At 43.2% G+C, this 25,561-nt stretch carries 43 protein-coding genes; 38 read left to right on the forward strand and 5 right to left on the reverse strand.

What is annotated here, in order from left to right; all coding sequences use genetic code 11:
* The 33 genes from EAE90_RS21605 to EAE90_RS21765 form a co-directional block, all read left to right on the forward strand.
* Nucleotides 1–317, forward strand: a 317-nt coding sequence (locus EAE90_RS21605; protein ID WP_479687644.1) for an EF-Tu C-terminal domain-related protein, incomplete at its 5' end; no start/stop codon positions are given.
* A gap of 653 nt (nt 318–970) precedes the next feature.
* Entirely contained in the window at nt 971–1,165 is a 195-nt protein-coding gene (bfd, locus tag EAE90_RS21610) for a bacterioferritin-associated ferredoxin (protein ID WP_046393852.1), read from the forward strand.
* Nucleotides 1,166–1,241: 76 nt separating this feature from the next.
* Complete coding sequence (gene bfr, locus EAE90_RS21615; protein ID WP_214055242.1) at nt 1,242–1,718, forward strand: bacterioferritin; 477 nt, start codon at nt 1,242–1,244, stop codon at nt 1,716–1,718.
* 295 nt (nt 1,719–2,013) lie between these two features.
* The gene (gene rpsJ, locus EAE90_RS21620; protein ID WP_001181005.1) at nt 2,014–2,325 is read left to right on the forward strand and encodes a 30S ribosomal protein S10; all 312 of its coding nucleotides are present in this window, start codon (nt 2,014–2,016) and stop codon (nt 2,323–2,325) included.
* Nucleotides 2,326–2,357: 32 nt separating this feature from the next.
* Nucleotides 2,358–2,987, forward strand: coding sequence for a 50S ribosomal protein L3 (rplC, locus tag EAE90_RS21625; protein WP_036814876.1), 630 nt, complete (start codon nt 2,358–2,360; stop codon nt 2,985–2,987).
* 16 nt (nt 2,988–3,003) lie between these two features.
* The gene (gene rplD / locus EAE90_RS21630; protein WP_036781898.1) at nt 3,004–3,609 is read left to right on the forward strand and encodes a 50S ribosomal protein L4; all 606 of its coding nucleotides are present in this window, start codon (nt 3,004–3,006) and stop codon (nt 3,607–3,609) included.
* Nucleotides 3,606–3,908 (forward strand): 50S ribosomal protein L23, encoded by a 303-nt coding sequence (rplW, locus tag EAE90_RS21635; protein ID WP_021322796.1) that lies wholly within the window; start codon nt 3,606–3,608, stop codon nt 3,906–3,908. The genes rplD and rplW overlap by 4 nt, the downstream gene beginning before the upstream one ends.
* Nucleotides 3,909–3,927: 19 nt before the next feature.
* Entirely contained in the window at nt 3,928–4,752 is an 825-nt protein-coding gene (rplB, locus tag EAE90_RS21640; protein WP_036781895.1) for a 50S ribosomal protein L2, read from the forward strand.
* Nucleotides 4,753–4,766: 14 nt separating this feature from the next.
* A complete protein-coding gene (gene rpsS / locus EAE90_RS21645) occupies nt 4,767–5,045 on the forward strand; it encodes a 30S ribosomal protein S19 (protein ID WP_011148791.1) in 279 nt (92 codons plus the stop codon).
* Nucleotides 5,046–5,059: 14 nt separating this feature from the next.
* Entirely contained in the window at nt 5,060–5,392 is a 333-nt protein-coding gene (gene rplV, locus EAE90_RS21650; RefSeq protein ID WP_011148790.1) for a 50S ribosomal protein L22, read from the forward strand.
* Between the two features lie 17 nt (nt 5,393–5,409).
* Nucleotides 5,410–6,111 carry a 30S ribosomal protein S3 gene (gene rpsC, locus EAE90_RS21655; protein ID WP_015836279.1) on the forward strand — a complete coding sequence of 234 codons (702 nt, stop codon included), beginning with the start codon at nt 5,410–5,412 and terminating at the stop codon, nt 6,109–6,111.
* Between the two features lie 12 nt (nt 6,112–6,123).
* A complete protein-coding gene (gene rplP / locus EAE90_RS21660) occupies nt 6,124–6,534 on the forward strand; it encodes a 50S ribosomal protein L16 (protein WP_011148788.1) in 411 nt (136 codons plus the stop codon).
* Complete coding sequence (gene rpmC, locus EAE90_RS21665) at nt 6,534–6,725, forward strand: 50S ribosomal protein L29 (RefSeq protein WP_010847484.1); 192 nt, start codon at nt 6,534–6,536, stop codon at nt 6,723–6,725. The genes rplP and rpmC overlap by 1 nt, the downstream gene beginning before the upstream one ends.
* A complete protein-coding gene (rpsQ, locus tag EAE90_RS21670) occupies nt 6,725–6,979 on the forward strand; it encodes a 30S ribosomal protein S17 (protein ID WP_011148786.1) in 255 nt (84 codons plus the stop codon). Before rpmC ends, rpsQ begins: the two co-directional genes overlap by 1 nt.
* Before the next feature lie 179 nt (nt 6,980–7,158).
* A complete protein-coding gene (rplN, locus tag EAE90_RS21675; RefSeq protein WP_036781889.1) occupies nt 7,159–7,530 on the forward strand; it encodes a 50S ribosomal protein L14 in 372 nt (123 codons plus the stop codon).
* A gap of 10 nt (nt 7,531–7,540) precedes the next feature.
* Complete coding sequence (gene rplX / locus EAE90_RS21680; RefSeq protein ID WP_036781887.1) at nt 7,541–7,855, forward strand: 50S ribosomal protein L24; 315 nt, start codon at nt 7,541–7,543, stop codon at nt 7,853–7,855.
* A gap of 14 nt (nt 7,856–7,869) precedes the next feature.
* Nucleotides 7,870–8,409: a 50S ribosomal protein L5 gene (rplE, locus tag EAE90_RS21685; RefSeq protein ID WP_011148783.1), complete on the forward strand. Its 540-nt coding sequence runs from the start codon at nt 7,870–7,872 to the stop codon at nt 8,407–8,409.
* Between the two features lie 12 nt (nt 8,410–8,421).
* Complete coding sequence (rpsN, locus tag EAE90_RS21690) at nt 8,422–8,727, forward strand: 30S ribosomal protein S14 (protein ID WP_214055243.1); 306 nt, start codon at nt 8,422–8,424, stop codon at nt 8,725–8,727.
* 33 nt (nt 8,728–8,760) lie between these two features.
* Nucleotides 8,761–9,153, forward strand: a complete 393-nt coding sequence (gene rpsH, locus EAE90_RS21695) for a 30S ribosomal protein S8 (RefSeq protein ID WP_011148781.1) — start codon at nt 8,761–8,763, stop codon at nt 9,151–9,153.
* A gap of 14 nt (nt 9,154–9,167) precedes the next feature.
* A complete protein-coding gene (gene rplF, locus EAE90_RS21700; protein ID WP_214055244.1) occupies nt 9,168–9,701 on the forward strand; it encodes a 50S ribosomal protein L6 in 534 nt (177 codons plus the stop codon).
* 9 nt (nt 9,702–9,710) lie between these two features.
* Nucleotides 9,711–10,064: a 50S ribosomal protein L18 gene (gene rplR / locus EAE90_RS21705; protein ID WP_214055245.1), complete on the forward strand. Its 354-nt coding sequence runs from the start codon at nt 9,711–9,713 to the stop codon at nt 10,062–10,064.
* Between the two features lie 14 nt (nt 10,065–10,078).
* A complete protein-coding gene (gene rpsE, locus EAE90_RS21710) occupies nt 10,079–10,579 on the forward strand; it encodes a 30S ribosomal protein S5 (protein WP_011148778.1) in 501 nt (166 codons plus the stop codon).
* 5 nt (nt 10,580–10,584) lie between these two features.
* Nucleotides 10,585–10,764 carry a 50S ribosomal protein L30 gene (gene rpmD, locus EAE90_RS21715; RefSeq protein WP_036781914.1) on the forward strand — a complete coding sequence of 60 codons (180 nt, stop codon included), beginning with the start codon at nt 10,585–10,587 and terminating at the stop codon, nt 10,762–10,764.
* A 3-nt stretch (nt 10,765–10,767) separates the two neighbouring features.
* Complete coding sequence (gene rplO / locus EAE90_RS21720; protein WP_105399509.1) at nt 10,768–11,202, forward strand: 50S ribosomal protein L15; 435 nt, start codon at nt 10,768–10,770, stop codon at nt 11,200–11,202.
* A gap of 7 nt (nt 11,203–11,209) precedes the next feature.
* Nucleotides 11,210–12,541, forward strand: coding sequence for a preprotein translocase subunit SecY (secY, locus tag EAE90_RS21725; RefSeq protein ID WP_011148775.1), 1,332 nt, complete (start codon nt 11,210–11,212; stop codon nt 12,539–12,541).
* Between the two features lie 32 nt (nt 12,542–12,573).
* The gene (gene rpmJ, locus EAE90_RS21730) at nt 12,574–12,690 is read left to right on the forward strand and encodes a 50S ribosomal protein L36 (RefSeq protein WP_002227352.1); all 117 of its coding nucleotides are present in this window, start codon (nt 12,574–12,576) and stop codon (nt 12,688–12,690) included.
* A 149-nt stretch (nt 12,691–12,839) separates the two neighbouring features.
* Nucleotides 12,840–13,196: a 30S ribosomal protein S13 gene (gene rpsM / locus EAE90_RS21735; protein WP_011148774.1), complete on the forward strand. Its 357-nt coding sequence runs from the start codon at nt 12,840–12,842 to the stop codon at nt 13,194–13,196.
* Nucleotides 13,197–13,211: 15 nt separating this feature from the next.
* Nucleotides 13,212–13,601, forward strand: a complete 390-nt coding sequence (gene rpsK, locus EAE90_RS21740; RefSeq protein WP_002919257.1) for a 30S ribosomal protein S11 — start codon at nt 13,212–13,214, stop codon at nt 13,599–13,601.
* Nucleotides 13,602–13,637: 36 nt separating this feature from the next.
* Nucleotides 13,638–14,258, forward strand: coding sequence for a 30S ribosomal protein S4 (rpsD, locus tag EAE90_RS21745; protein ID WP_011148773.1), 621 nt, complete (start codon nt 13,638–13,640; stop codon nt 14,256–14,258).
* Between the two features lie 25 nt (nt 14,259–14,283).
* Entirely contained in the window at nt 14,284–15,273 is a 990-nt protein-coding gene (locus EAE90_RS21750) for a DNA-directed RNA polymerase subunit alpha (RefSeq protein ID WP_011148772.1), read from the forward strand.
* A 40-nt stretch (nt 15,274–15,313) separates the two neighbouring features.
* Nucleotides 15,314–15,706, forward strand: coding sequence for a 50S ribosomal protein L17 (rplQ, locus tag EAE90_RS21755; RefSeq protein WP_105399507.1), 393 nt, complete (start codon nt 15,314–15,316; stop codon nt 15,704–15,706).
* Between the two features lie 135 nt (nt 15,707–15,841).
* On the forward strand, nt 15,842–16,258 hold the full coding sequence (gene zntR / locus EAE90_RS21760; protein WP_036781871.1) for a Zn(2+)-responsive transcriptional regulator: 417 nt from the start codon (nt 15,842–15,844) through the stop codon (nt 16,256–16,258).
* A gap of 79 nt (nt 16,259–16,337) precedes the next feature.
* The gene (locus EAE90_RS21765; protein WP_046395679.1) at nt 16,338–16,544 is read left to right on the forward strand and encodes an alternative ribosome-rescue factor A; all 207 of its coding nucleotides are present in this window, start codon (nt 16,338–16,340) and stop codon (nt 16,542–16,544) included.
* A 335-nt stretch (nt 16,545–16,879) separates the two neighbouring features.
* Here the strand turns inward: EAE90_RS21765 and trkA are convergent, their stop codons facing one another.
* The 4 genes from trkA to def form a co-directional block, all read right to left on the reverse strand.
* Nucleotides 16,880–18,256 carry a Trk system potassium transporter TrkA gene (gene trkA / locus EAE90_RS21770; RefSeq protein WP_214055246.1) on the reverse strand — a complete coding sequence of 459 codons (1,377 nt, stop codon included), beginning with the start codon at nt 18,254–18,256 and terminating at the stop codon, nt 16,880–16,882.
* A gap of 56 nt (nt 18,257–18,312) precedes the next feature.
* Entirely contained in the window at nt 18,313–19,602 is a 1,290-nt protein-coding gene (gene rsmB, locus EAE90_RS21775) for a 16S rRNA (cytosine(967)-C(5))-methyltransferase RsmB (RefSeq protein ID WP_214055247.1), read from the reverse strand.
* Nucleotides 19,603–19,671: 69 nt separating this feature from the next.
* A complete protein-coding gene (gene fmt / locus EAE90_RS21780) occupies nt 19,672–20,619 on the reverse strand; it encodes a methionyl-tRNA formyltransferase (RefSeq protein ID WP_214055248.1) in 948 nt (315 codons plus the stop codon).
* Nucleotides 20,620–20,643: 24 nt separating this feature from the next.
* Complete coding sequence (gene def, locus EAE90_RS21785; RefSeq protein ID WP_214055249.1) at nt 20,644–21,156, reverse strand: peptide deformylase; 513 nt, start codon at nt 21,154–21,156, stop codon at nt 20,644–20,646.
* Between the two features lie 133 nt (nt 21,157–21,289).
* Between def and dprA the strand changes: the two genes are divergently transcribed.
* The 5 genes from dprA to EAE90_RS21810 all read left to right on the forward strand — a co-directional run bounded on the left by dprA (nt 21,290) and on the right by EAE90_RS21810 (nt 24,662).
* On the forward strand, nt 21,290–22,375 hold the full coding sequence (dprA, locus tag EAE90_RS21790) for a DNA-protecting protein DprA (RefSeq protein WP_214055250.1): 1,086 nt from the start codon (nt 21,290–21,292) through the stop codon (nt 22,373–22,375).
* A 64-nt stretch (nt 22,376–22,439) separates the two neighbouring features.
* Nucleotides 22,440–22,979, forward strand: a complete 540-nt coding sequence (locus tag EAE90_RS21795) for a DNA topoisomerase family protein (protein ID WP_214055254.1) — start codon at nt 22,440–22,442, stop codon at nt 22,977–22,979.
* Nucleotides 22,980–23,000: 21 nt separating this feature from the next.
* Nucleotides 23,001–23,570 carry an L-threonylcarbamoyladenylate synthase type 1 TsaC gene (gene tsaC / locus EAE90_RS21800; RefSeq protein WP_214055251.1) on the forward strand — a complete coding sequence of 190 codons (570 nt, stop codon included), beginning with the start codon at nt 23,001–23,003 and terminating at the stop codon, nt 23,568–23,570.
* Between the two features lie 13 nt (nt 23,571–23,583).
* Nucleotides 23,584–24,402, forward strand: coding sequence for a shikimate dehydrogenase (aroE, locus tag EAE90_RS21805; RefSeq protein WP_036781853.1), 819 nt, complete (start codon nt 23,584–23,586; stop codon nt 24,400–24,402).
* Nucleotides 24,399–24,662 (forward strand): DUF1488 family protein, encoded by a 264-nt coding sequence (locus EAE90_RS21810; protein WP_214055252.1) that lies wholly within the window; start codon nt 24,399–24,401, stop codon nt 24,660–24,662. The genes aroE and EAE90_RS21810 overlap by 4 nt, the downstream gene beginning before the upstream one ends.
* Here the strand turns inward: EAE90_RS21810 and EAE90_RS21815 are convergent.
* Entirely contained in the window at nt 24,638–25,183 is a 546-nt protein-coding gene (locus tag EAE90_RS21815; RefSeq protein WP_214055253.1) for a gamma carbonic anhydrase family protein, read from the reverse strand. The genes EAE90_RS21810 and EAE90_RS21815 overlap by 25 nt on opposite strands.
* Nucleotides 25,184–25,561: the final 378 nt, after the last annotated feature.

The raw sequence follows: 25,561 nt of genomic DNA on the forward strand, positions 1-25,561 counted from the left end.
GTCAGGTACTGGCAAAACCCGGTTCAATCAAGCCACACACCACTTTCGAATCAGAAGTTTATATTCTGAGCAAAGACGAAGGCGGCCGTCATACGCCATTCTTCAAAGGCTACCGTCCACAGTTCTACTTCCGTACAACTGACGTGACCGGCACAATCGAGCTGCCAGAAGGCGTGGAAATGGTGATGCCAGGTGATAACATTCAGATGAAAGTGACCCTGATTGCGCCAATCGCAATGGACCAGGGTCTGCGTTTCGCTATCCGTGAAGGTGGTCGTACTGTAGGTGCTGGTGTTGTTGCTAAAATTATTGCTTAATGTAGCTAATAATTAACTACCTAACTTTAGGACAGGTTTGCATTCTGGCTTATTTTAGAACAGACATCTGGTTGTGCTACACTAGGTGTCTGTTAGTTAGTGTTTTAATTGGTATTACCTTTCCTTAAACTCTCTGTATGAACCATCTCATTTGGTTATTTCTTAGTGTCTTAAATTTTTGATTTTGGCTTGTTTGTTCCCAGTGGCGTTATCGTTATCTGGTTGTTTTGCTAGGATATTCTTAGAGCATATATTCATCATTCATCTATAGAATGCGTTAGCGATAATCAATCCTCAGCCCGTGATTTTTCCGAATAAGCATTTGTCTTCAAACTTAGATGAATCATCTTTTCTTTTACATACAGGTAGTAATGTCTGACTCATACTTGTTCTGCATCTGTTGGTATGCCCTAACGAAAAGAGTTACTGATGTAGGAAGTAGTTTTAGGATGGAATAAGTTTAATAAAGTTCCCGATAAGGATAAAAGCTTTTCTAGCCAAAGTGTTATAGAAATGAGAGAACTGCTTCTATTTGACAAAGCTAAAGGATATTTGGAAGAACCTGAATCAGGAAATTAAAATGAGAATGATTATTGAAATGAGACTCATTATTATTTAATATGCGCTATAATGTGTACCAGAGAGTGTTATTTATGTATGTCTGCCTATGTAATGCGGTGAGTGACAAAACAATACGTAACGCGGTGCGTCAACATCATATTCACTCTATTAGAGAACTAAAACGTATTGTGCCTGTAGGCCGTGATTGTGGCAAATGCATACGCCAAGCCCGAGAGCTAATTAATGAGGAAATTGCACAGCTGCCTAAGATAGATAACGTTGCTTGACAAAAAAGAGATGAGTTTACTACTACTCTGCTGAATAGGTACTACACTTTAAGTACTGGAAGCGGAGGAGTAAACTATGAAAGGTGATAAAAAAATGATTGCTCATTTGAACAAACTTCTTGGAAATGAGCTTGTTGCAATTAATCAATATTTTCTACACGCCCGGATGTTCAAAAACTGGGGCCTTACCCGCCTGAATGATAAGGAATATCATGAATCTATCGATGAAATGAAGCATGCCGATAGGTACATTGAACGTATTCTTTTTCTTGAAGGAATTCCTAATTTGCAGGATCTAGGAAAACTTAACATCGGAGAAGACATCGAAGAAATGCTCAAATCTGACTTACAGCTCGAATTGCAGGGAGCTAGAGATTTGAAAGAAGCAATTGCTTATGCTGATTCGATTCATGACTATGTTAGCCGTGATTTGATCATAGATATCCTAGATGAAGAAGAAGAACACATTGATTGGTTGGAAACTCAATTTGAATTAATTGAACGTATGGGGATTCAAAATTATACCCAAGCACAGATCCTTGAAGGAGAATAGGTACGAAAAAATGCCCTATCTGCCAAGTTAGGGCATCTTGTTCCACGCTCCTTTGATTCTATTCCGGACAAATCTTCATCTGTATCTTGCTTTGTTAATTGATTTGCGTATAATACGCGGTCTTACTTATGCGTAAGTCTGGTTTGAAACCAGTGAATGTGCAGTATTGCTTTGCTGCCATTTAAAATACTCCCGATATGGGGGTTACATATTGAACGATTACACTCTCCCGTCAATCGAAATGGGTACGAGGAGTAATTATTTACGTTTATAAAATAGTTGGAGCTCTGGTCTCATGCAGAACCAAAGAATCCGTATTCGCCTGAAAGCATTTGATCATCGTTTGATCGATCAATCAACTGCGGAAATTGTCGAAACCGCTAAGCGTACTGGTGCGCAGGTTCGTGGTCCGATCCCGCTACCGACTCGTAAAGAGCGTTTTACCGTTCTGATTTCTCCGCATGTTAATAAAGATGCGCGTGATCAGTACGAAATTCGCACTCATAAGCGTCTGGTTGACATCGTTGAGCCAACCGAGAAAACCGTTGATGCTCTGATGCGTCTGGATCTGGCTGCCGGTGTAGACGTGCAGATCAGCCTGGGTTAATCAGGTCATTGAACGATTGAGAGGTTGAAACAATGATTGGTTTAGTCGGTAAAAAAGTGGGTATGACTCGTATCTTCACTGAAGATGGCGTTTCTATCCCTGTAACTGTTATCGAAATTGAAGATAACCGCGTTACTCAGGTTAAAGATCTGGATAGCGATGGTTATCGTGCAATTCAGGTTACTACTGGTAGCAAAAAAGCTAACCGTATAAACAAACCTGAAGCAGGTCATTTCGCTAAAGCTGGCGTTGAAGCTGGCCGTATCCTGCGTGAATTCCGCCTGTCTGAAGGCGAAGAATATGCTGTAGGTCAAAGCATTAGCGTTGAGATTTTCGCTGACGTTAAGAAAGTCGACGTTACTGGTACATCTAAAGGTAAAGGTTTTGCTGGTACTGTTAAGCGCTGGAACTTCCGTACCCAAGATGCTAGCCACGGTAACTCTTTGTCTCATCGTGTTCCGGGTTCTATTGGTCAGAACCAAACTCCGGGCAAGGTATTTAAAGGCAAGAAAATGGCAGGCCAACTGGGTAATGAACGTGTAACTGTTCAAAGCCTGGATGTAGTACGTGTTGACGCTGAGCGCAACCTGCTGCTGGTCAAAGGTGCTGTTCCAGGTGCGACTGGCGGCAACCTGATCGTAAAACCGGCTGTCAAGGCGTAACGTCGAGGAGATAGGAATGGAATTGGTAATGAAAGACGCGCAAGGCGCGCTGACTGTTTCCGAAACTACCTTCGGGCGTGATTTCAATGAAGCGCTTGTGCATCAAGTAGTTGTTGCTTACGCAGCTGGTGCACGTCAAGGTACTCGTGCTCAGAAAACCCGTGCTGAAGTTTCTGGTTCAGGTAAGAAACCATGGCGTCAGAAAGGCACTGGCCGTGCACGTTCTGGTTCTATTAAGAGCCCAATTTGGCGCTCTGGTGGTGTAACTTTTGCAGCTAAGCCACAGGACCACAGTCAAAAAGTTAATAAGAAAATGTACCGTGGTGCTTTAAAAAGCATCCTGTCTGAACTGGTACGTCAAGATCGTTTGATCGTTGTCGAGAAGTTTTCTGTAGAAGCGCCTAAAACCAAGCTTCTGGTTCAGAAACTGAAAGAGATGGCTCTGGAAGATGTGCTGATTATCACTCATGAAGTTGATGAGAATTTATTCTTAGCAGCTCGCAACCTGTACAAGGTTGATGTTCGTGATGTAGCTGGTATTGATCCAGTTAGCTTAATCGCCTTCGATAAAGTGGTTATGACTGCTGATGCTGTGAAGCAAGTTGAGGAGATGCTGGCATGATCCGTGAAGAACGTCTGCTGAAAGTACTGCGCGCGCCGCACGTATCTGAAAAAGCTTCTACTGCGATGGAAAAGAGCAACACCATCGTTCTCAAAGTTGCGAAAGATGCGACTAAAGCAGAAATCAAAGCTGCTGTACAGAAACTGTTTGAAGTCGAAGTTGAAGGTGTTAACACTTTGCTGGTTAAAGGCAAAACTAAACGTCACGGTCAGCGTATTGGTCGTCGTAGCGACTGGAAAAAAGCTTACGTTACACTGAAGGAAGGCCAGAATATGGACTTCATCGGTGGTGCAGAGTAAGTCGGAGGAGTAAAGAACAATGGCAATTGTTAAATGTAAACCTACGTCTCCGGGCCGTCGCCACGTTGTTAAAGTGGTTAACCCTGAGCTGCATAAGGGTAAGCCTTATGCTCCATTGCTGGAAAAAAGCAGCAAAACCGGTGGTCGTAACAACAATGGCCGTATTACCACTCGTCACATTGGTGGTGGCCACAAGCAGCACTATCGTTTGATTGACTTTAAACGTAATAAAGATGGTATCCCTGCTGTAGTTGAGCGTTTGGAATATGATCCAAACCGTTCAGCGAATATCGCCCTGGTTCTGTATAAAGATGGTGAACGTCGTTATATCCTTGCACCTAAGGGTCTGAAAGCTGGTGATCAGATCCAATCTGGTGCTGACGCAGCTATCAAAACTGGTAACGCGTTGCCAATGCGCAATATCCCTGTTGGTTCTACCGTACATAATGTAGAAATGAAGCCGGGTAAAGGTGGTCAGTTGGCTCGCTCCGCTGGTGCATACGTTCAGATCGTTGCCCGTGACGGTTCTTATGTAACTTTGCGTCTGCGTTCTGGTGAAATGCGTAAAGTTCTGTCTGATTGCCGCGCCACTTTAGGTGAAGTTGGTAATGCAGAACACATGCTACGCGTTCTGGGTAAAGCTGGTGCAAGTCGCTGGCGCGGCATTCGTCCTACCGTTCGTGGTACGGCGATGAACCCAGTAGATCACCCACATGGTGGTGGTGAAGGTCGCAACTTTGGTAAACATCCTGTAACTCCTTGGGGTGTTCAAACTAAAGGTAAGAAGACCCGTAGTAATAAACGTACTGATCAGTTCATCGTACGTCGCCGTACTAAAAAATAATTAGAGGATAAACCATGCCACGTTCTCTCAAGAAAGGTCCATTTATCGACCTGCACTTGCTGAAGAAGGTAGAGAAAGCGGTGGAAAGCGGAGACAAAAAGCCTATCAAGACTTGGTCCCGTCGTTCAACGATCTTTCCTAACATGATCGGTTTGACCATCGCTGTCCATAATGGTCGTCAGCATGTACCAGTTTTTGTTTCCGACGAAATGGTTGGTCATAAACTAGGTGAATTCGCGCCGACCCGTACTTATCGCGGCCATGCGGCCGATAAAAAGGCTAAAAAGCGCTAAGGTAGGAGGAAGAGATGGAAACTATCGCTAAACATCGCCACGCTCGTTCTTCTGCTCAGAAGGTTCGCCTTGTAGCTGACCTGATTCGCGGTAAGAAAGTGTCGCAAGCTCTGGAAACTCTGACCTATACCAATAAGAAAGCTGCTGGTTTAGTGAAGAAAGTACTTGAGTCTGCTATTGCTAATGCAGAACACAACGATGGTGCTGACATTGATGATCTGAAGGTCACGAAGATTTTCGTAGATGAAGGCCCGACCATGAAGCGTATTATGCCTCGTGCAAAAGGTCGTGCAGATCGCATCCTGAAGCGCAGCAGCCACATTACTGTGGTTGTGTCCGATCGCTGAGACTCTGGAGACTAGCAATGGGTCAGAAAGTACATCCTAATGGTATTCGCCTGGGTATTGTCAAACCTTGGAACTCTACTTGGTATGCGAATACTAAAGAATTCGCTGACAACCTAGACAGCGATTTTAAAGTTCGCCAGTACTTGAATAAAGAACTGGCAAAAGCGTCTATTTCACGCATTGTTATTGAACGTCCTGCTAAAAGTATCCGTGTAACTATTCACACTGCTCGCCCAGGTATCGTAATCGGTAAGAAAGGTGAAGACGTAGAAAAACTGCGTAAAACTGTAGCGGAAATCGCTGGTGTTCCTGCGCAAATTAATATCTCTGAAGTGCGTAAGCCTGAACTGGACGCGAAACTGGTTGCTGATAGTATTACTTCACAGCTAGAACGTCGTGTTATGTTCCGTCGCGCTATGAAGCGTGCAGTCCAGAATGCGATGCGTTTGGGCGCTAAAGGCATTAAAGTGGAAGTCAGTGGCCGTTTAGGCGGTGCTGAAATCGCGCGTACTGAATGGTATCGTGAAGGTCGTGTACCGTTGCACACACTGCGTGCAGATATCGACTACAACACTTCAGAAGCGCACACCACTTATGGTGTACTCGGCGTTAAGGTATGGATCTTCAAAGGTGAGATCTTGGGTGGTATGGCTGCTGTTGAACAGGCGGAAAAACCGGCTGCACAACCGAAAAAGCAGCAGCGTAAAGGCCGCAAGTAAGGAGAGTCGCTGATGTTACAACCAAAGCGTACGAAATTCCGTAAAATGCACAAAGGCCGTAACCGTGGCCTGGCAGCAGGTGCGGATGTTAGCTTCGGCACTTTCGGTCTGAAAGCTGTGGGCCGTGGCCGTCTGACGGCACGTCAGATTGAAGCGGCACGTCGTGCTATGACTCGTGCAATTAAACGTCAAGGTAAAATCTGGATACGTGTATTCCCAGACAAACCTATCACTGAAAAGCCACTCGAAGTGCGTATGGGTAAAGGTAAAGGTAACGTAGAATATTGGGTTGCCTTGATCCAGCCTGGTAAAGTCCTTTATGAAATGGACGGTGTGCCTGAAGAGCTGGCTCGTGAAGCATTCAAGCTGGCAGCAGCGAAACTGCCTATCAAGACCACCTTTGTAACTAAGACGGTGATGTAATGAAAGCACAAGAGCTGCGCGAAAAAAGCGTTGAAGAGCTGAACACTGAGCTGCTGAATTTGCTGCGTGAACAATTTAACCTGCGCATGCAGGCTGCAAGTGGCCAGCTACAACAGTCTCATCTGTTGAAACAAGTGCGTCGTAATATCGCACGCGTTAAGACTTTATTGACTGAGAAGGCGGGTGCGTAATGACCGATAAAATCCGTACTCTGCAAGGTCGTGTTGTAAGTGACAAAATGGAGAAATCTATTGTTGTTGCTATTGAACGTAAGGTGAAACACCCTTTGTATGGTAAATTCATCAAACGTACGACTAAACTGCATGTACATGACGAGAACAATGAATGTGGCATCGGTGATGTGGTGGAAATCCGCGAAACCCGTCCACTGTCCAAAACTAAATCTTGGACTTTAGTTCGCGTTGTAGAGAAAGCGATTCTGTAAGCTGGCTCGAATAGAGTAAACGGCTCAGGCGATGAGCCGTTTATTTTTTCTATCTATATCTGAGATGTGGTGTTATAATGCCGCGCCCTCATGATATGGGGTATCTGAACGGCCTCTTCATATTAAATTATAGTAGTGAAGTGGGCTCAGTAGTAGTTGACATTTAGCGGAGCACTAAAATGATCCAAGAACAGACTATGCTGAACGTGGCCGACAACTCCGGTGCACGTCGCGTAATGTGTATCAAGGTTCTGGGTGGCTCGCACCGTCGCTATGCACACGTCGGCGACATCATAAAAGTCACCATCAAGGAAGCAATTCCTCGTGGTAAAGTGAAAAAAGGTGATGTCCTGAAAGCGGTAGTGGTGCGCACCAAGAAGGGTGTTCGTCGCCCTGACGGTTCTGTCATTCGCTTCGATGGCAATGCTTGCGTGTTGTTAAACAACACAAGTGAGCAAGTTATCGGTACGCGTATTTTTGGGCCGGTAACTCGTGAACTTCGTAATGAAAAGTTCATGAAAATTATCTCCCTGGCACCAGAAGTACTCTAAGGAGCGGACAATGGCAGCGAAAATCCGTCGTGATGACGAAGTTATCGTGTTGACCGGAAAAGATAAAGGTAAGCGCGGTAAAGTAAAACAGGTTCTTTCTACTGGGAAAGTCATTGTTGAAGGTATCAACTTGGTTAAAAAACATCAGAAGCCTGTTCCGGCTCTGAACCAGCCAGGTGGCATCGTTGAAAAAGAAGCTGCAATCCAGGTTTCAAACGTTGCGATCTTCAATGCGGCAACCGGTAAGGCTGACCGTGTAGGTTTTAGATTTGAAGACGGAAAAAAAGTTCGTTTCTTTAAATCTAACAGCGAAACTATCAAGTAATTTGGAGTAATACGATGGCGAAACTGCATGATTACTACAAAGACGAGGTAGTCCAAAAACTGATGACTCAGTTTGGCTACAATTCTGTCATGCAAGTCCCTCGGGTCGAGAAGATCACCCTGAACATGGGTGTTGGTGAAGCGATCGCTGATAAGAAACTGCTGGATAATGCAGCAGCAGATCTGGCAGCAATCTCTGGTCAAAAACCGTTGATCACCAAAGCACGCAAATCAGTTGCAGGCTTCAAAATCCGTCAGGGCTATCCAATCGGCTGTAAAGTGACCCTGCGTGGTGAACGTATGTGGGAGTTTCTTGAGCGCCTGATTTCTATTGCTGTACCTCGTATTCGTGACTTCCGTGGTTTGTCTGCTAAGTCATTTGATGGTCGTGGCAATTACAGCATGGGTGTACGTGAGCAAATCATCTTCCCTGAAATCGATTATGATAAAGTGGATCGTGTTCGTGGTCTGGATATTACTATCACCACAACTGCGAAATCTGATGATGAAGGCCGCGCACTGTTGGCTGCTTTTAACTTCCCGTTCCGCAAGTAAGGCAGGGTATTCATGGCTAAGCAATCATTGAAAGCACGTGATGTAAAACGTGCGAAATTAGCTGAAAAGTTCTTCACTAAACGTGTGGAATTGAAAGCTATCATTTCTGATGTGAATGCATCTGATGAAGAGCGTTGGAATGCTGTTCTTAAGCTGCAAACACTGCCACGTGATTCCAGCCCTTCTCGTCAGCGTAACCGCTGCCGCCAAACTGGTCGTCCGCATGCGTTTTTGCGGAAGTTTGGGTTGAGCCGTATTAAAGTCCGTGAAGCCGCCATGCGCGGTGAAATTCCGGGCCTTAAAAAGGCTAGCTGGTAATTGTCACCAATTGAATCACGGGAGTAAAGACAGATGAGCATGCAAGATCCCATCGCGGATATGCTGACCCGTATCCGTAACGGTCAGGCCGCGAATAAAGTTGCGGTCACCATGCCTTCCTCCAAGCTGAAAGTGGCAATTGCCAAAGTGCTGAAGGAAGAAGGTTATATTGAAGATTATAAAATTGAAGGCGACACCAAGCCAGAGCTGGAATTAGTATTGAAATACTTCCAAGGTAAGGCTGTTGTAGAAAGTATTCAGCGTGTAAGCCGTCCAAGTCTGCGCATCTATAAGAAAAAAGATGAGCTGCCACAAGTTATGGCTGGTTTGGGTATCGCTGTTGTTTCTACCTCTAAAGGTGTAATGACTGATCGTGCAGCTCGCCAAGCTGGTCTTGGTGGCGAGATTCTCTGCTACGTAGCTTAATTCGGGAGGAAAGAATGTCTCGTGTTGCAAAAGCACCCGTCGTTATTCCTGCCGGCGTGGAGGTAAAACTCGACGGTCAGGTTATTTCGATTAAGGGTAAAAACGGCGAGCTAAGTCGTACAATCCACAGCGCAGTTGAAGTTAAGCATGCAGATAATCAACTGACCTTCGCTCCACGCGATGGTTATGTTGATGGTTGGGCACAGGCGGGTACAACTCGTTCTTTGCTGAATGCTATGGTTATCGGTGTTACCGAAGGCTTCACTAAGAAGCTTCAACTGGTAGGTGTTGGTTATCGTGCAGCAGTCAAAGGCAATGTTGTCAACATGTCTCTGGGCTTCTCACATCCAGTTGACCACGAATTACCAGCAGGCATTACTGCAGAATGTCCGTCACAAACTGAAATCGTACTAAAGGGTGCTGATAAACAGGTAATCGGTCAGGTTGCGGCAGAACTGCGTGCCTATCGTCGTCCTGAGCCTTATAAAGGTAAGGGTGTTCGTTACGCCGATGAAGTCGTGCGTATCAAAGAGGCTAAGAAGAAGTAAGGTAACACTATGGATAAGAAAGCAGCTCGTATCCGTCGTGCGACCCGCGCACGCCGCAAGCTCCAGGAACTGGGTGCAACTCGCCTGGTGGTACATCGTACCCCTCGCCATATTTATGCGCAGGTTATCGCACCAAACGGTTCTGAAACTTTGGTGGCAGCTTCTACTACAGAAAAAGCTATCAATGAGAAACTGAAATACACTGGAAATAAAGAAGCAGCAGCAGCAGTTGGCAAGGCAATTGCTGAACGTGCGTTGGAAAAAGGTATTAAAGATGTATCCTTTGACCGCTCTGGTTTCCAATATCATGGTCGAGTCCAGGCACTGGCAGATGCTGCCCGTGAAGCTGGCCTTCAGTTCTAAGGTAGAGGTGTAAGATGGCTCACATCGAAAAACAAGCTGGCGAACTGCAGGAAAAGCTGATTGCGGTAAATCGCGTATCTAAAACCGTAAAAGGTGGCCGGATTTTCAGCTTTACCGCACTGACTGTTGTAGGTGATGGTAATGGTCGCGTTGGTTTTGGCTACGGCAAAGCACGCGAAGTTCCGGCAGCAATCCAGAAAGCGATGGAAAAAGCCCGTCGCAATATGAAAACCGTCGCACTGAACAGCGGCACTTTGTATCACCCAGTAAAAGGTGCACACACTGGTTCCCGTGTGTTCATGCAGCCTGCTCACGAAGGTACTGGTATCATCGCAGGCGGTGCTATGCGTGCTGTTTTGGAAGTGGCTGGTGTTCGTAACGTACTGGCTAAAACCTATGGTTCCACTAACCCTATTAATGTGGTTCGTGCAACTCTGGATGCTTTAGACAGCATGAAGTCTCCAGAAATGGTCGCAGCTAAGCGTGGTAAATCCGTCGAAGAAATTCTGGGGTAATGACCATGGCTAAGACTATTAAAATAACACAGATTCGCAGTTCAATCGGCCGCCTGCCTAAGCATAAGGCAACTTTGGTTGGTTTAGGTCTGCGCCGTATCGGTCATACAGTAGAGCGTGAAGATACTCCTGCTATACGTGGTATGATCAACTTGGTTTCCTATATGGTTAAAGTTGAGGAGTAACAGATGCGCTTAAATACTCTGTCTCCGGCTGAAGGTTCCAAGCATGCGCCTAAACGTGTAGGTCGTGGTATTGGTTCTGGCTTGGGTAAAACCGGTGGCCGTGGTCACAAGGGCCAGAAGTCTCGTTCTGGTGGTGGCGTACGCCGCGGTTTTGAAGGTGGTCAGATGCCTTTGTACCGTCGTTTGCCAAAATTTGGTTTTACCTCACGTAAAGCGATGGTTACAGCAGAAGTTCGTTTATCTGATTTTGCTGCCGTTGAAGGCGACATTATCGATCTGAACGCATTGAAAGCCGCTAATATTGTTGGCACTCAAATTGAATTCGCGAAAGTTATTCTTTCTGGTGAAATCAATCGTGCAGTAACTGTGCGTGGCCTTCGTGTTACTAAAGGCGCTCGTGCTGCAATTGAAGCTGCTGGCGGTAAAATTGAGGAATAAGTAACAGATGGCTAAACAACCAGGATTAGATTTTCAAAGTGCTAAAGGTGGACTGGGCGAGCTGAAACGTAGGCTGTTGTTTGTTATTGGCGCGTTAATTGTTTTCCGCATTGGTTCTTTTATTCCTATCCCTGGTATTGATGCCACTGTGCTTGCCAAATTGCTCGAACAGCAAAGGGGCACCATCATTGAAATGTTTAACATGTTCTCTGGTGGTGCTTTAAGTCGTGCTTCTATCTTTGCACTGGGGATAATGCCGTATATTTCTGCGTCTATTATTATTCAGTTGTTAACGGTGGTTCATCCAACGTTGGCAGAGATTAAGAAGGAAGGGGAAGCTGGTCGTCGTAAGATTAGCCAGTATACTCGCTATGGTACTTTAGTGCTGGCTATATTCCAGTCAATCGGTATTGCTACTGGTTTACCGAATATGCCAGGAATGCAAGGGCTGGTGATTAATCCAGGGTTTGCTTTCTACTTCACGGCTGTTGTGAGCCTAGTTACTGGGACTATGTTCCTAATGTGGCTGGGTGAGCAGATTACTGAGCGTGGTATTGGAAACGGTATCTCTATCATAATCTTTGCTGGTATTGTTGCGGGTTTGCCGCCGGCCATTGGCCATACCATTGAGCAAGCTCGGCAAGGCGATCTGCACTTCCTCCTGTTGCTGTTGGTTGCAGTGTTAGTGTTTGCAGTAACTTTCTTCGTTGTTTTCATGGAGCGTGGTCAGCGACGTATTGTTGTTAACTATGCGAAACGTCAACAAGGTCGCCGAGTTTATGCTGCACAGAGCACACATTTACCGTTGAAAGTGAACATGGCTGGGGTCATCCCTGCAATTTTTGCTTCCAGCATTATTCTGTTCCCTGGTACCATAGCTTCTTGGTTCGGGGGAGGAACAGGTTGGAACTGGCTGACTACTATTTCAATGTACTTGCAGCCTGGACAACCGCTTTATGTGTTACTCTACGCGTCTGCAATCATCTTCTTCTGTTTTTTCTATACCGCGTTGGTTTTCAACCCGAGAGAAACAGCAGATAACCTGAAGAAGTCCGGTGCATTTGTACCAGGAATTCGTCCGGGAGAGCAAACAGCCAAGTACATTGATAAAGTAATGACGCGCCTAACTTTAGTTGGTGCGATGTATATTACTTTTATCTGCTTAATCCCGGAGTTCATGCGTGACGCGATGAAGGTGCCATTTTATTTTGGCGGTACTTCGCTACTTATCGTAGTTGTAGTCATCATGGACTTTATGGCTCAAGTGCAAACTCTGATGATGTCAAGTCAGTATGAGTCTGCATTGAAGAAGGCAAATCTTAAAGGTTATAACCGTTAATTGGTTTGCTTGAGAAGTTACGGAGAGTAAAAATGAAAGTTCGTGCTTCCGTCAAGAAATTATGTCGCAACTGCAAAATCGTTAAGCGTAACGGTGTCGTTCGTGTGATTTGTAGTGCAGAGCCTAAGCATAAACAACGCCAAGGCTAATAAAATAGCATATTTTTCTTGCAAAGTCGGTTTGAGCTGGCTAAATTAGCCAGCCAATCTTTTTTATATCACAGCAACATTGTTTGAGTATCCTGAAAACGGGCTTTTCAGAATGGTGTTGCAGTAAATAAATAACTTAGGAGTGCATAGTGGCCCGTATAGCAGGCATTAACATTCCTGATCAGAAGCATACCGTAATCGCTTTAACATCGATCTACGGAATTGGTAAAACTCGCTCCCAAGCCATTTGTGCTGCTGCGGGTATTGCTGAACATGTTAAGATCAGCGAGCTGTCTGAAGAGCAAATTGATAAGCTGCGTGACGAAGTTGCTAAATACGTTGTAGAAGGCGATTTGCGTCGTGAAGTAACCCTGAGCATCAAACGTCTGATGGATCTTGGTACTTATCGTGGTTTACGTCACCGTCGTGGTCTACCTGTTCGCGGCCAGCGTACTAAGACCAACGCACGTACCCGTAAGGGTCCACGTAAGCCGATCAAGAAATAATCGGGGTATTGTATAATGGCAAAAGCACCTATTCGTGCACGTAAGCGTGTAAGAAAGCAAGTCTCTGACGGTGTGGCTCATATCCATGCTTCTTTCAACAACACAATCGTGACCATTACTGACCGTCAGGGTAACGCTCTGGGTTGGGCAACTGCCGGTGGTTCCGGTTTCCGTGGTTCTCGTAAATCTACTCCGTTTGCCGCTCAGGTTGCAGCAGAGCGTTGCGCCGAAGCAGTGAAAGAATACGGAATTAAGAACCTGGAAGTTATGGTTAAGGGACCTGGTCCTGGCCGCGAGTCAACTATTCGAGCGTTAAATGCGGCAGGTTTCCGCATTACTAACATTACTGATGTGACTCCGATCCCTCATAACGGTTGTCGTCCACCTAAAAAACGTCGCGTTTAATAGCGTTTACTTTTTAGGTTCGATTGGAGAAAGAAAATGGCAAGATATTTGGGTCCTAAGCTCAAGCTGAGCCGTCGCGAGGGTACAGATCTATTCCTGAAGTCTGGCGTTCGCGCGATTGACACCAAGTGTAAATTAGAACAAGCACCTGGGCAGCATGGCGCACGTAAACCGCGTCTATCTGACTACGGTGTACAGTTACGTGAAAAACAAAAAGTTCGTCGTATTTACGGTGTTCTGGAACGTCAATTCCGTAACTACTATAAAGAAGCAACTCGTCTGAAAGGCAACACAGGTGAAAACCTGCTGAGTTTGCTGGAAGGTCGTCTGGACAACGTTGTTTACCGTATGGGGTTCGGGGCGACTCGCGCTGAGTCACGCCAAATGGTAAGCCATAAGGCTATCATGGTAAATGGCCGCGTTGTTAACATCGCTTCTTATCAGGTATCCCCGAATGACGTAGTCAGCGTTCGTGAAAAATCGAAAAAGCAGTCTCGTATCAAGGCGGCTTTAGAGCTGGCTGAGCAGCGTGAGAAACCAACTTGGTTGGAGGTTGATGCTGTGAAGATGGAAGGTGTGTTCAAACGTATTCCAGAACGTGCTGATCTGTCTGCTGACATCAACGAACACCTGATCGTCGAGCTTTACTCTAAGTAAAGCTTAGCACCAAAGAGAGGACACAATGCAGGGTTCTGTGACAGAGTTTCTAAAACCGCGCCTGGTTGATATCGAGCAAGTCAGTTCGACGCACGCCAAGGTGACCCTTGAGCCATTAGAGCGTGGCTTTGGCCATACTCTAGGTAACGCACTGCGCCGTATTCTGCTTTCGTCTATGCCGGGTTGTGCGGTGACTGAGGTTGAGATTGATGGTGTACTGCATGAGTACAGCACCAAAGAAGGTGTACAGGAAGATATCCTGGAGATTCTCCTCAACCTGAAAGGGCTGGCGGTAAGAGTTCAGGGAAAAGATGAAGTTATTCTTACCTTGAATAAGTCTGGCATTGGCCCTGTGACTGCAGCCGACATTATCCACGACGGAGATGTCGAAATCGTCAAGCCGCAGCATGTAATCTGCCACCTGACTGACGAAACTGCTTCTATAAGCATGCGCATTAAAGTTCAGCGTGGTCGAGGTTATGTGCCGGCTTCTGCCCGGATTCATTCGGAAGAAGATGAGCGCCCTATTGGTCGTTTGTTAGTAGACGCTTGTTATAGCCCAGTAGAGCGTATTGCCTACAATGTTGAAGCAGCGCGTGTAGAACAACGTACCGATTTGGACAAGTTGGTTATCGAGATGGAAACTAACGGTACAATCGATCCTGAAGAGGCGATTCGCCGTGCAGCTACTATTTTGGCTGAACAGCTAGAAGCTTTTGTTGATTTACGTGATGTACGTCAGCCAGAAGTAAAAGAAGAGAAGCCAGAGTTTGATCCGATCCTGCTGCGCCCTGTTGACGATCTGGAATTGACTGTCCGCTCTGCTAACTGTCTTAAGGCAGAAGCTATCCACTACATCGGTGATTTGGTACAGCGTACCGAGGTTGAGTTACTTAAGACACCTAACCTGGGTAAAAAATCTCTTACAGAGATCAAAGACGTACTGGCTTCACGTGGCTTATCTCTGGGCATGCGCTTAGAAAACTGGCCGCCAGCAAGTATTGCTGATGAATAACTAGATCACAGGTTAAGGTTTTACTGAGAAGGATAAGGTCATGCGCCATCGTAAGAGTGGTCGTCAATTGAACCGCAACAGCAGCCATCGCCAAGCTATGTTCCGCAACATGGCAGGTTCTTTGGTTCGTCATGAAATCATCAAGACGACTCTGCCTAAAGCGAAAGAACTGCGTCGCGTCGTTGAGCCGCTGATTACTCTTGCCAAGATCGACAGCGTAGCTAATCGTCGTCTGGCATTCGCCCGTACTCGTGATAACGAAATCGTGGCAAAACTGTTTAATGAGCTGGGCCCGCGTTTTGCGAGCCGCGCAGGTGGTTACACTCGTATTCTTAAGTGTGGCTTCCGTGCTGGTGACAATGCTCCGATGGCATATATCGAGCTTGTTGACCGTGCCACTGAGCTTCAAACAGAAGTTGCGACTGCGGAGTAATCTGTAGGGGCATATAAAAGAACCGGGTTTATCCCGGTTTTTTTACGTTTGTATATAATGAATCTCTAACTTATTTCTTTTCATCCTGCTATGCTGATATCTCAAGCAATGTGATCTATTGTAGGAGATATAAAGATGTATCGTATTGGCCAACTGGCTAAGTTAGCGAATGTAACTCCTGATACTGTGCGTTTCTATGAAAAACAAGGAATGATGGAACATCAGAACCGTACAGAAGGAGGATATAGACTTTATACAGAGCAAGATCTACAGCGCCTTCGGTTTATACGCTATGCTAAACAATTGGGGTTTACATTGGAGGCTATTACAGAATTATTGTCTATCCGTGTAGATCCAGCACATCATACTTGTGAAGAGTCGAAGCAAATTGTAGATGCTAGGTTAATGGAAGTGGAGGAAAAACTTCTTGAAATGCGAAAAATGCGTGATTCACTTAAGATGTTAAGTGATGCTTGCTGTGGTAGTTCTCATATAAGTACTTATTGTTCTATTCTTGAAACGTTAGAACAAGGTGCTTTAAATAAGAAATAAGTAATTTTTCTTTATTATTGAAAATTCAGAGAGTACAATTACTATGTTTTCAGATAAATTAATATGATAGAGGCATATGATGACTACATATCACCATAAAAAAGGTGTAATAAAGGATAATGCTTTAGAGGCTTTATTACGTGATCCACTATTTAAACAACGGGTTGAAAAAAATAAAAAGGGAAAGGGAAGTTACCAAAGGAAAGAAAAACATAGTAAAGCAAGTAAAAGTAACTGGGAGACCAGTGGTAAGGGGTTATTAGATTCTTTACTACTGGTCTTTTAGTTTAATAGGCCCATCTCCTACTTTTCAGTAACCTACGAATTTCTAATAGTGATTTTGTTTCAGTAATTGAGGGTATCTGATATATCTTTAATTTCTTTTTACTAAATGATTTGTTTATTGGTTTCATTGTGAATAAAATAGTGAATGACGATACGGTGTTCTTTTATAATCATATCGACGCTGACGTCAGCAGCTAAATCGGCAAAATTATCTTTCATAGCAAATCCATAAAATAATTTAAAAAATTCATCACATTGTTCTAATTTAAATATATCAAGTTATATCAGTTATTGTGCTCGGACTATACAACTGGTACATAACTATTTCTTTGGTTTTCAAAGGAAAAAAGGACTCGGTTGGAATAATTTCTCTACTTCGGGGACAAATTTCTTATCTGTAATAAACATAATTACATGATCTCCTTGTTCGATTACACTGTAATCATTAGCAATAATGACTTCCTCACCGCGGGCTATTGCGCCAATTGTAGTGCCTGGTGGTAATTTAATATCACCTACAGCTCGACCAACAACCTTTGACGTATTTTCATCTCCATGAGCAATCGCTTCGATAGCTTCGGCCACTCCACGACGCAGTGAAGAAACGCTTACGATATCCGCTTTGCGAACATGACCTAGTAGAGCGGATATTGTCGCTTGTTGTGGAGAGATTGCAATATCAATGACACCACCTTGAACTAAATCGACATATGCGCTACGTTGGATGAGAACCATGGCTTTTTTTGCCCCCATGCGTTTGGCAAGCATTGCGGACATGATATTTGCCTCGTCATCGTTGGTTAGAGCAATAAATACATCTACTTGTTCTACATGTTCTTCAGCTAATAACTCTTGATCGGAGGCATCGCCATAGAAAACAATGGTGTCATGCAATAATTCAGCTAGTTCTGTAGCTCTTTGTTGATTTCGCTCGATTAATTTAACCCTATAATCTTTTTCGAGACGTAGTGCAAGGCCGGCGCCCACATTACCACCACCTACGATCATAATACGCTTGTAGGGCTTTTCTAAACGTTGAAGTTCACTCATTACAGCACGAATATGTTGTGATGCAGCTACAAAGAAAACTTCGTCACCGGCTTCAATAATTGTAGAACCTTGTGGTCTTATTGGTCGATCCTGACGGAATATTGCAGCAACTCTGGTATTAATGTGTGGCATGTGCTCACGAAGTGAGGAAAGCGCACTTCCTACAAGTGAGCCTCCATAATAAGCTTTTACTGCAACAATGCTTACTCGGCCTTCGGCGAAGTTAACAACTTGTAAGGCGCCAGGATATTGAATTAGTTTGTAAATATAATCTATGACAAGTTGTTCTGGTGAAATAAGATAGTCAATAGGAATATCATTGGGGAGGAAAAGTTTATCTGCTTCGCGGATATATTCTGCTGCGCGTATTCGTGCAACTTTATTTGGTGTATTGAATAAGGAATAAGCAATTTGACATGCAATCATGTTAGTTTCGTCAGAATTAGTGACAGCGACTAACATGTCAGCATCTTCAGCACCAGCTTCTCTTAATACTCTGGGATAAGAACCATGACCATTGACTACTCTGAGATCGAATTTATCTTGTAGTTGGTGTAGACGATTAGGATCAGTATCGACTACAGTGATATCATTATTCTCACCTACCAGATTTTCAGCTAATGTACCGCCAACTTGACCCGCACCAAGAATAATTATTTTCATAGTATTCTCTAATTTATTGAAAACAAATAATTATCTCTATGAATTGAACAGATATATTACTGTTTAATTAATCGAGCGTAAAAGAAACCATCACCACCATTTAATTCAGGTATTATTTGTTTTCCTGGACAATCATTTGTTTCTATTCCCGCTAGTTTTGCATCTGAGTGGCGTTTTAAAAACGAGCTGATTTGCTGGCTATTTTCATCTGGTAGAATAGAACAGGTTGCATATACTAGTGTTCCGCCTTTCTTTAAGTATGGCCAGATTGCATCAAGAATCTCAGATTGTAATTGAACTAATTGAGCGATATCTTCCTCGCGGCGTAACCACTTGATATCAGGATGGCGTCGGATTACTCCTGTTGCTGAACACGGGGCATCTAAAAGAATGCGGTCGAATTGCTGGTTCTTTGCCCATTGTTCAGGGTGACGTCCATCACCGGTTTTTACTGTAGCATGGCAATTAAGGCGTTGGAGATTTTCTTTTACTCGTTTGATTCTTTGCTCATCAATATCTACCGCTAATACTTGAGATTCTGGTGCTACTTCGAGGATATGTGTTGTTTTTCCTCCTGGTGCTGCACAAAGATCGAGAATTTTCTCTCCATTAGCGGGGTTTAGTAACTCGACACACTCTTGTGCGGATACATCTTGGACAGTGACCCAACCTTTGTCAAATCCAGGTAATATTGTTACGGGACAAGGGGAAATTATGCGGATAGCAGAAGGTGATTCGGGGGCTGGTTCCGCATCAATTCCTGATTTATGAAGAAGAGCGAGATATTCATCCCGGCTATGGTATATACGATTAACTCGTAACCACATAGGTGGTTTTTTATTGTTAGCATTAATCAATTGTTGCCATTGTTGTGGATAGGCTTTTTGGATTCGAGTTAATAGCCATACTGGGTGTAAGTGATGGCTGGGATTATTTTTTACACATTCCATTAACTGTAACTGTTGTCTCTGAAATTGGCGAAGAACACCGTTAATTAGCCCTTTTAATTGGGGATACTTCAGAGTTATGGCTCCGTTTACTGTTTCAGCAAGTACTGCATGGGCTGGAATGCGAGTATAGGCAAGCTGGTATATTCCAACCATAAGCAGGTAATGAAGAATACGTTGTTTACCTTTTAACGGTTTTGCCATTAGTTGACCTATTATCCACTCTAGTTGTGGTAATACGCGTAATACTCCGAAAGATAATTCCTGTAACAAGGGCTTATCTTTATCGGTTATATTTTGTTGCAGTTTGGGTAAGACTGTACTCAGAGACTGTCCTTGATCCAGAACTTGATTGATTGCTTTTGCGGTGATACTTCGCAGATTATATGTGTTTTTCATAGTTAAAAAAGCTGACAAAAGCCAGCATTAAGAGAAAATTTGTGAGAGAGCTTACAGCATAAAATAGTATTAGTTGATTTTATTGCCTGGTATAAACCATTCACGTTTAGAGTTAAGTAGATTTGCTGCTGACATTGCTTTTTTACCAGCAGGTTGTAATTGAGTAATGTTCAGAACTCCATTAGCAGTGGCAATATAAATACCTTTTTTGCCCGCTTTTAATACAGTTCCTGGTTTGGCAGAAGTTTGCTCTTCAATGACTTCTGCTTTCCAAACTTTAACAGGTTGTCCTTCTATCTCGAAAAAGCTCATGGGCCAGGGATTAAATGCTCGAATACAGCGTTCGAGGTGGGTTGCAGATAGCTCCCAATTTATACGGGCTTCTTCTTTGCTTAGTTTTTCAGCGTAGGTAACTAAATTTTCGTTTTGAATTTCAGGTTGATTTTTACCCGATGTTATTAACGATAATGTTTTGAGTAACGCATCTGGCCCAATGTTGGCCAGTTTTTCGTATAAACTGGCACTGGTATCCTCAGGTGTAATAGGGCAGCTTGCTTTGTATAGCATGTCACCAGTATCAAGACCTATATCCATTTGCATGATCGTTACACCTGTTTCTGTATCACCGGCCCAGAGTGAGCGTTGAATGGGGGCTGCACCTCGCCAACGTGGTAATAGGGAGCCATGTACGTTTAGGCAACCTAATCTTGGAATATTTAAAACAGTCCTAGGAAGGATCAATCCATAGGCAACAACTATGAGAACATCAGGCTGTTGTTTTAGAATCCATTGTTGGTTTTCTTCTGAGCGTAAAGTAGCTGGCTGAAAAACGGTGATGTTATGTTCTTCTGCCAGTACCTTTACAGGGCTGGGTGTCAGTTTTTTACCTCTTCCTGCCGGTCTATCTGGTTGAGTTAGAACGCCAACCACTTCATGCTGAGACATTAACAAAGCCTCTAAATGGCGTGCTGCGAAATCAGGTGTTCCGGCAAAAACAATACGTAAAGAATCAGACACGTTTATTTCCTGTATTAATGTAATTTACTTGGTGCGGGCTTTTTGTTTATCTAGTTTTTCTACTTTCTGGCGTATACGTTGGCGTTTCAGTGGAGATAAGTAATCCACAAAAAGTTTACCAATTAAATGGTCCATCTCGTGCTGAATACAAATTGCTAGTAAGCCATCAGCTTGTAATTCAAATGGTTGACCATTGTAATCTAGGGCTTTGATTTTGACTTTTTCGGCTCGTGGCACCAGTGCTCGTTGTTCAGGGATAGACAAACAGCCCTCTTCGATCCCTGTTTCACCACTTTTTTCCAGTAATTCTGGGTTAATCAGAACAAGACGCTCATTACGCGTTTCTGATACGTCAATAACAACAATACGCTGATGAATATCAACCTGTGTTGCTGCCAAACCAATACCTTCTTCTGCGTACATAGTTTCAAACATATCATCAATGATACGCTGAATCTCTGAATCAACTGCTTCAACAGGCGTTGCAATAGTGCGAAGCCGCTCGTCTGGGTAATGTAATACTTGTAATACTGACATATATGTTTAGATCTGCGTCCAAAATGTTAATGGTATTCTATGTCTATTCTAGACATTTCCCGTTTAGATTGACAGTATCGATTGCTAATTGAGCAGTTTAGTTTTGTCCGTCAATCTTAGCCAGGATGACAACATGGAAGCTATGGAAATATGGTTGCGAATGAAGATGGTTTCTCATCTGGCAACAGAGAGAGCAGCAAATGTTGCAGAAAAATTATTACATTCCGGGAATCGTTACCTCACTGTGCTGAAAGATAGTGGATTATCGCCGGCACAATCTCTGCAATTTACTAAAGTAAATAAAACATTACTAGCTTCATGCCTTAAGTGGCTGGAACAACCAGAGCACCATTTATTGACATATTCTCACCCTTTATATCCACCTCTATTAAAGCAGATACATACCCCTCCGCTTGTGCTTTTTGTGTCAGGAAAACCAGATATTCTTTTAAAGAGGCAGGTGGCGATGGTCGGGAGCAGGACAGCAAGCTATTATGGTGAGAAATGGGGAAGAATTTTTGCAAGTGAACTGGTTGGATATGAGTTAGTTATTACTAGTGGTTTAGCTATTGGTATTGATGGTATTTGTCACCGAGCTGCATTGGATAGTGGAGGTGAAACAGTAGCTGTATTAGGTAGTGGGCTTGGACAGATTTATCCTCATAGACACGGAGCATTAGCAAAGCAAATTGAGGAAAATGGTGTTCTTGTTTCTGAATTTTTTCCGGATACTCCGCCACGTGCAAAAAATTTTCCTAAAAGAAATCGGATTATCAGTGGATTAAGTTCAGCAGTGATTGTTGTAGAAGCAAGTCAAAATAGTGGCTCGTTAATTACTGCTCGTTGTGCCCTTGAACAAGGAAGGGATGTATTTGCGTTACCTGGGCTTTTGGGAAATTCAGTGAGCGAAGGGAATCACTGGTTAATAAAACAAGGTGCATATTTAGCTACAAATGCAATGGATATTGTGGAACATGTTTACAGTTCACTACAATGGTTGAATATGGAAAGAACGGAGGAAGAAGTAAAACCGCAGTTTGAGCAAACTGAGTTGCCATTTACGGATGTGCTAGTTAACGTAGGAGCGGAAATAACGCCTGTTGATATTATTGCTCAACGTTCTTCATTACCTATAACTGAGGTAATGACAAAGCTTCTTGAGCTGGAACTACTGGGTAAGGTGGCTGTGGTTGCTGGTGGTTATGTGCGTGTGAGTTAAATTAACTAAATTTCCAGCGTTCTGTTCAACGTCATATGAGAATAATTTTTTGAGTGAAAAGAGTATGGCAAAAATGGTTCCTTTCTCCACTAATGAAACTGAATATTGCCCTGAATGTGGCTCTATATTAGTTATACGTAATGGTATACATGGTCCATTTATTGGATGTTCTGGTTATCCAGCATGTCAATATATTCGTCCATTAAAAGGGCAAAGTGATGGTCATGTAGTAAAAGAACTTGAAGGGCAACTATGTCCGGCATGTGGAGCCAATTTGATTTTGTGTCAAGGACGTTATGGAATGTTTATTGGCTGTAGTCGTTATCCTGAATGCGAACATGCAGAGCTAATTGATAAGCCGGATGAGACGTTAATAGCCTGTCCGCAATGTAAACAAGGGCAATTACTCCAAAGGAAATCACGTTTCGGAAAAATTTTCCATGCGTGTAACCGTTACCCTAATTGCCAGTTTGTATTAAATAATAAGCCAATTGCGAGTAAATGTATGTTTTGTTCTTATCCATTGCTGGTTGAAAAACGTACATCACAAGGTGTAAAGTTATTTTGTGCCAGTAAACTGTGTGGAAAACAGCAAATAAATTAAGTAATTAAGTAGAGTAATAAAATGAGCAATGAAGGATTATCTGCATTTGAGAGTGTATTAACTGCATTAAAAGCAGAAAAAGTGATTGCCTATCCGACTGAAGCTGTTTTTGGACTTGGATGTGATCCTGATAGTGAAAAAGCGGTAAATAAACTGCTTATATTAAAGAAACGTCCTTGGCAGAAAGGATTGATTCTTATTGCAGATAATTATGAACAATTACAGCCATATCTTGATGATAAACTTCTAACAGAAGAACAAAAAGAGACTATGTTTGCTTGTTGGCCAGGGCCTGTAACTTGGGTAATCCCTGCCAAATTCAGTACATCTAAATGGTTGACTGGGCAATTCACCACCTTGGCTGTCAGAGTTAGCGATCATCCTTTGGTGAAGCAGTTATGTGCTTTTTATGGTAAACCGTTAGTGTCGACTAGTGCAAATTTGAATGGTCTTGAACCATGCAGAACAGTAGAAGAAGTTAGGCAACAATTTGGGGATAAGTTTCCTATATTAAACGGAGATGTTGGAGGTCGGAAAAATCCTTCAGAAATTCGGGATGCTTTAACTGGTGAGCTTTATCGTCAAGGATAGGGGAAGAATAAATATGGATCAATTTGCCGTTTTTGGTAATCCTGTTGCGCACAGTAAATCTCCGCGTATCCATCAGTTATTTGCTGGACAAACAGGTATTGAGCATCGTTATGGGAAAATTCTAGTGCCGATAAGTAAATTTGAAGAGGCATTGGATGTATTTCTTAAACAAGGAGGTATAGGAGCCAATATTACTGTGCCATTTAAAGAGCAGGCATTTATTCGAGCAAATGAATTGACTGAACGAGCAAGACTTAGTGGTGCAGTTAATACTTTGAAATTACTAGATAATAATCAATTGCTTGGTGATAACACGGATGGTATAGGGTTATTAACAGATTTGGTACGACTTGGGTTTATTACTCAAGGACAACATATTTTAATCATTGGAGCTGGTGGTGCTGCCAGAGGTGTTTTATTTCCGTTATTGGAATTTGGCTGTGAAATTACAATAACAAACCGCACGTTTAGTCGTGCTATGCAGGTTGCTAATGATTTTTCGTCAATAGGTAATATTCGGCCTGTTGAGATGAAAACACTTCATAATCCTGAGTTTGAACTCATTATCAATGCTACTGCATCTGGTATTAATGGTGAGATTCCTACTATATCTCCATTCATATTTAATGAAGATTGTGTCTGTTATGACATGTTTTACCAGGCTAATTTGACGCCCTTCATTTCTTTTGCTAAGAAACATGGTGTTTCTCGTTATGCGGATGGATTAGGGATGTTAGTAGGGCAAGCCGCTCATTCATTTAAATTATGGCATGGCGTATTGCCTGAAATTGCGCCTGTATTGCTAACATTAGAACAGGAATTACATTCGTGAATCAATCTATTCAATTTCCAGATAGAGAAGAGTGGAGCGAGCAAGAGCAGATAGTTATTTTTCCCGCACTGGTAAATGGATTGTTGGTTCAATGTGTTATAAGCGCCGAGGATCTTTTATATCGTTATGGGGTGGAAGATCATCATCCACTAAGTCTCTTTCGACAAAATCGTTGGGATATAGAAGATGAATTCGAATTAGTGATTAGTAACGAGGATGATGATCATTTGGGACGTTACATATTACCTTCCTGCAAATAGTCATTTTTCAAGCTAACGTAGTGACTTGCTGAATAACACAGCCCTTTTAATTCTTCAGGTTTGAGTTTTCTGACCTGACGGGCAGGGCTGCCGATATAAAGGTACCCACTTTCTAATATCTTGCCTGGGGCTACTAGGCTGCCTGCTCCAACAATAACGTTATCTTCGATCACTGAACCATCAAGTAAGATGGAGCCCATACCGATGAGTACTTGATTACCGATAGTGCAGCCATGAAGTATAACTTTGTGCCCGATAGTGACATCATTTCCCACGATTAAAGGGAAACCATGAGGATTGTCTGTTGTTTTGTGTGTCACATGTAATATAGAGCCATCTTGAATGTTAGTACGTGCACCAATAGATACATAATTAACGTCCCCACGGATGACAACTAAAGGCCATATACTGACATCATCAGCAAGTCTAACATCACCAATGATTACACTAGACGAATCTAGCATAACGTTCTGACCAACTTTGGGTTGAGTATCAAGGTAACTGCGTAACGTTTCGGACATGTATACCTCTGATGAGAAAATGTAGATTTACTTTAAATAAGATTTTAGTGAGGAAAATACCAGTATGCAATGAAAGAAACTTATTAAACTGGGTTATGTTGGTTTGAATTTTGCTCAAAAAGAACAAGGATTCGCCTGTTGGTGATAAATGTGAAAAAAAGTGTTGTATAAAAATCTGAGCTCCCTATAATGCGCCACCACTGACCGACACAACGCTGATAAACATTGTGAGGTCAGGCAGGGAAAGCGGCAATAAGCGCTTGACTCTGCGGGCGAAAAGCGTAGTATACGCAGCCCGGCTGAACGAGAATATGAAATTTTAATTCAGCCTGCTCTTTAACAATTAATCAGACAATCTGTGTGGGCACTCACAAGACC

The sequence above is a fragment of the Photorhabdus caribbeanensis genome (genome assembly GCF_018448885.1).
GTDB classification, from domain to species: domain Bacteria; phylum Pseudomonadota; class Gammaproteobacteria; order Enterobacterales; family Enterobacteriaceae; genus Photorhabdus; species Photorhabdus caribbeanensis.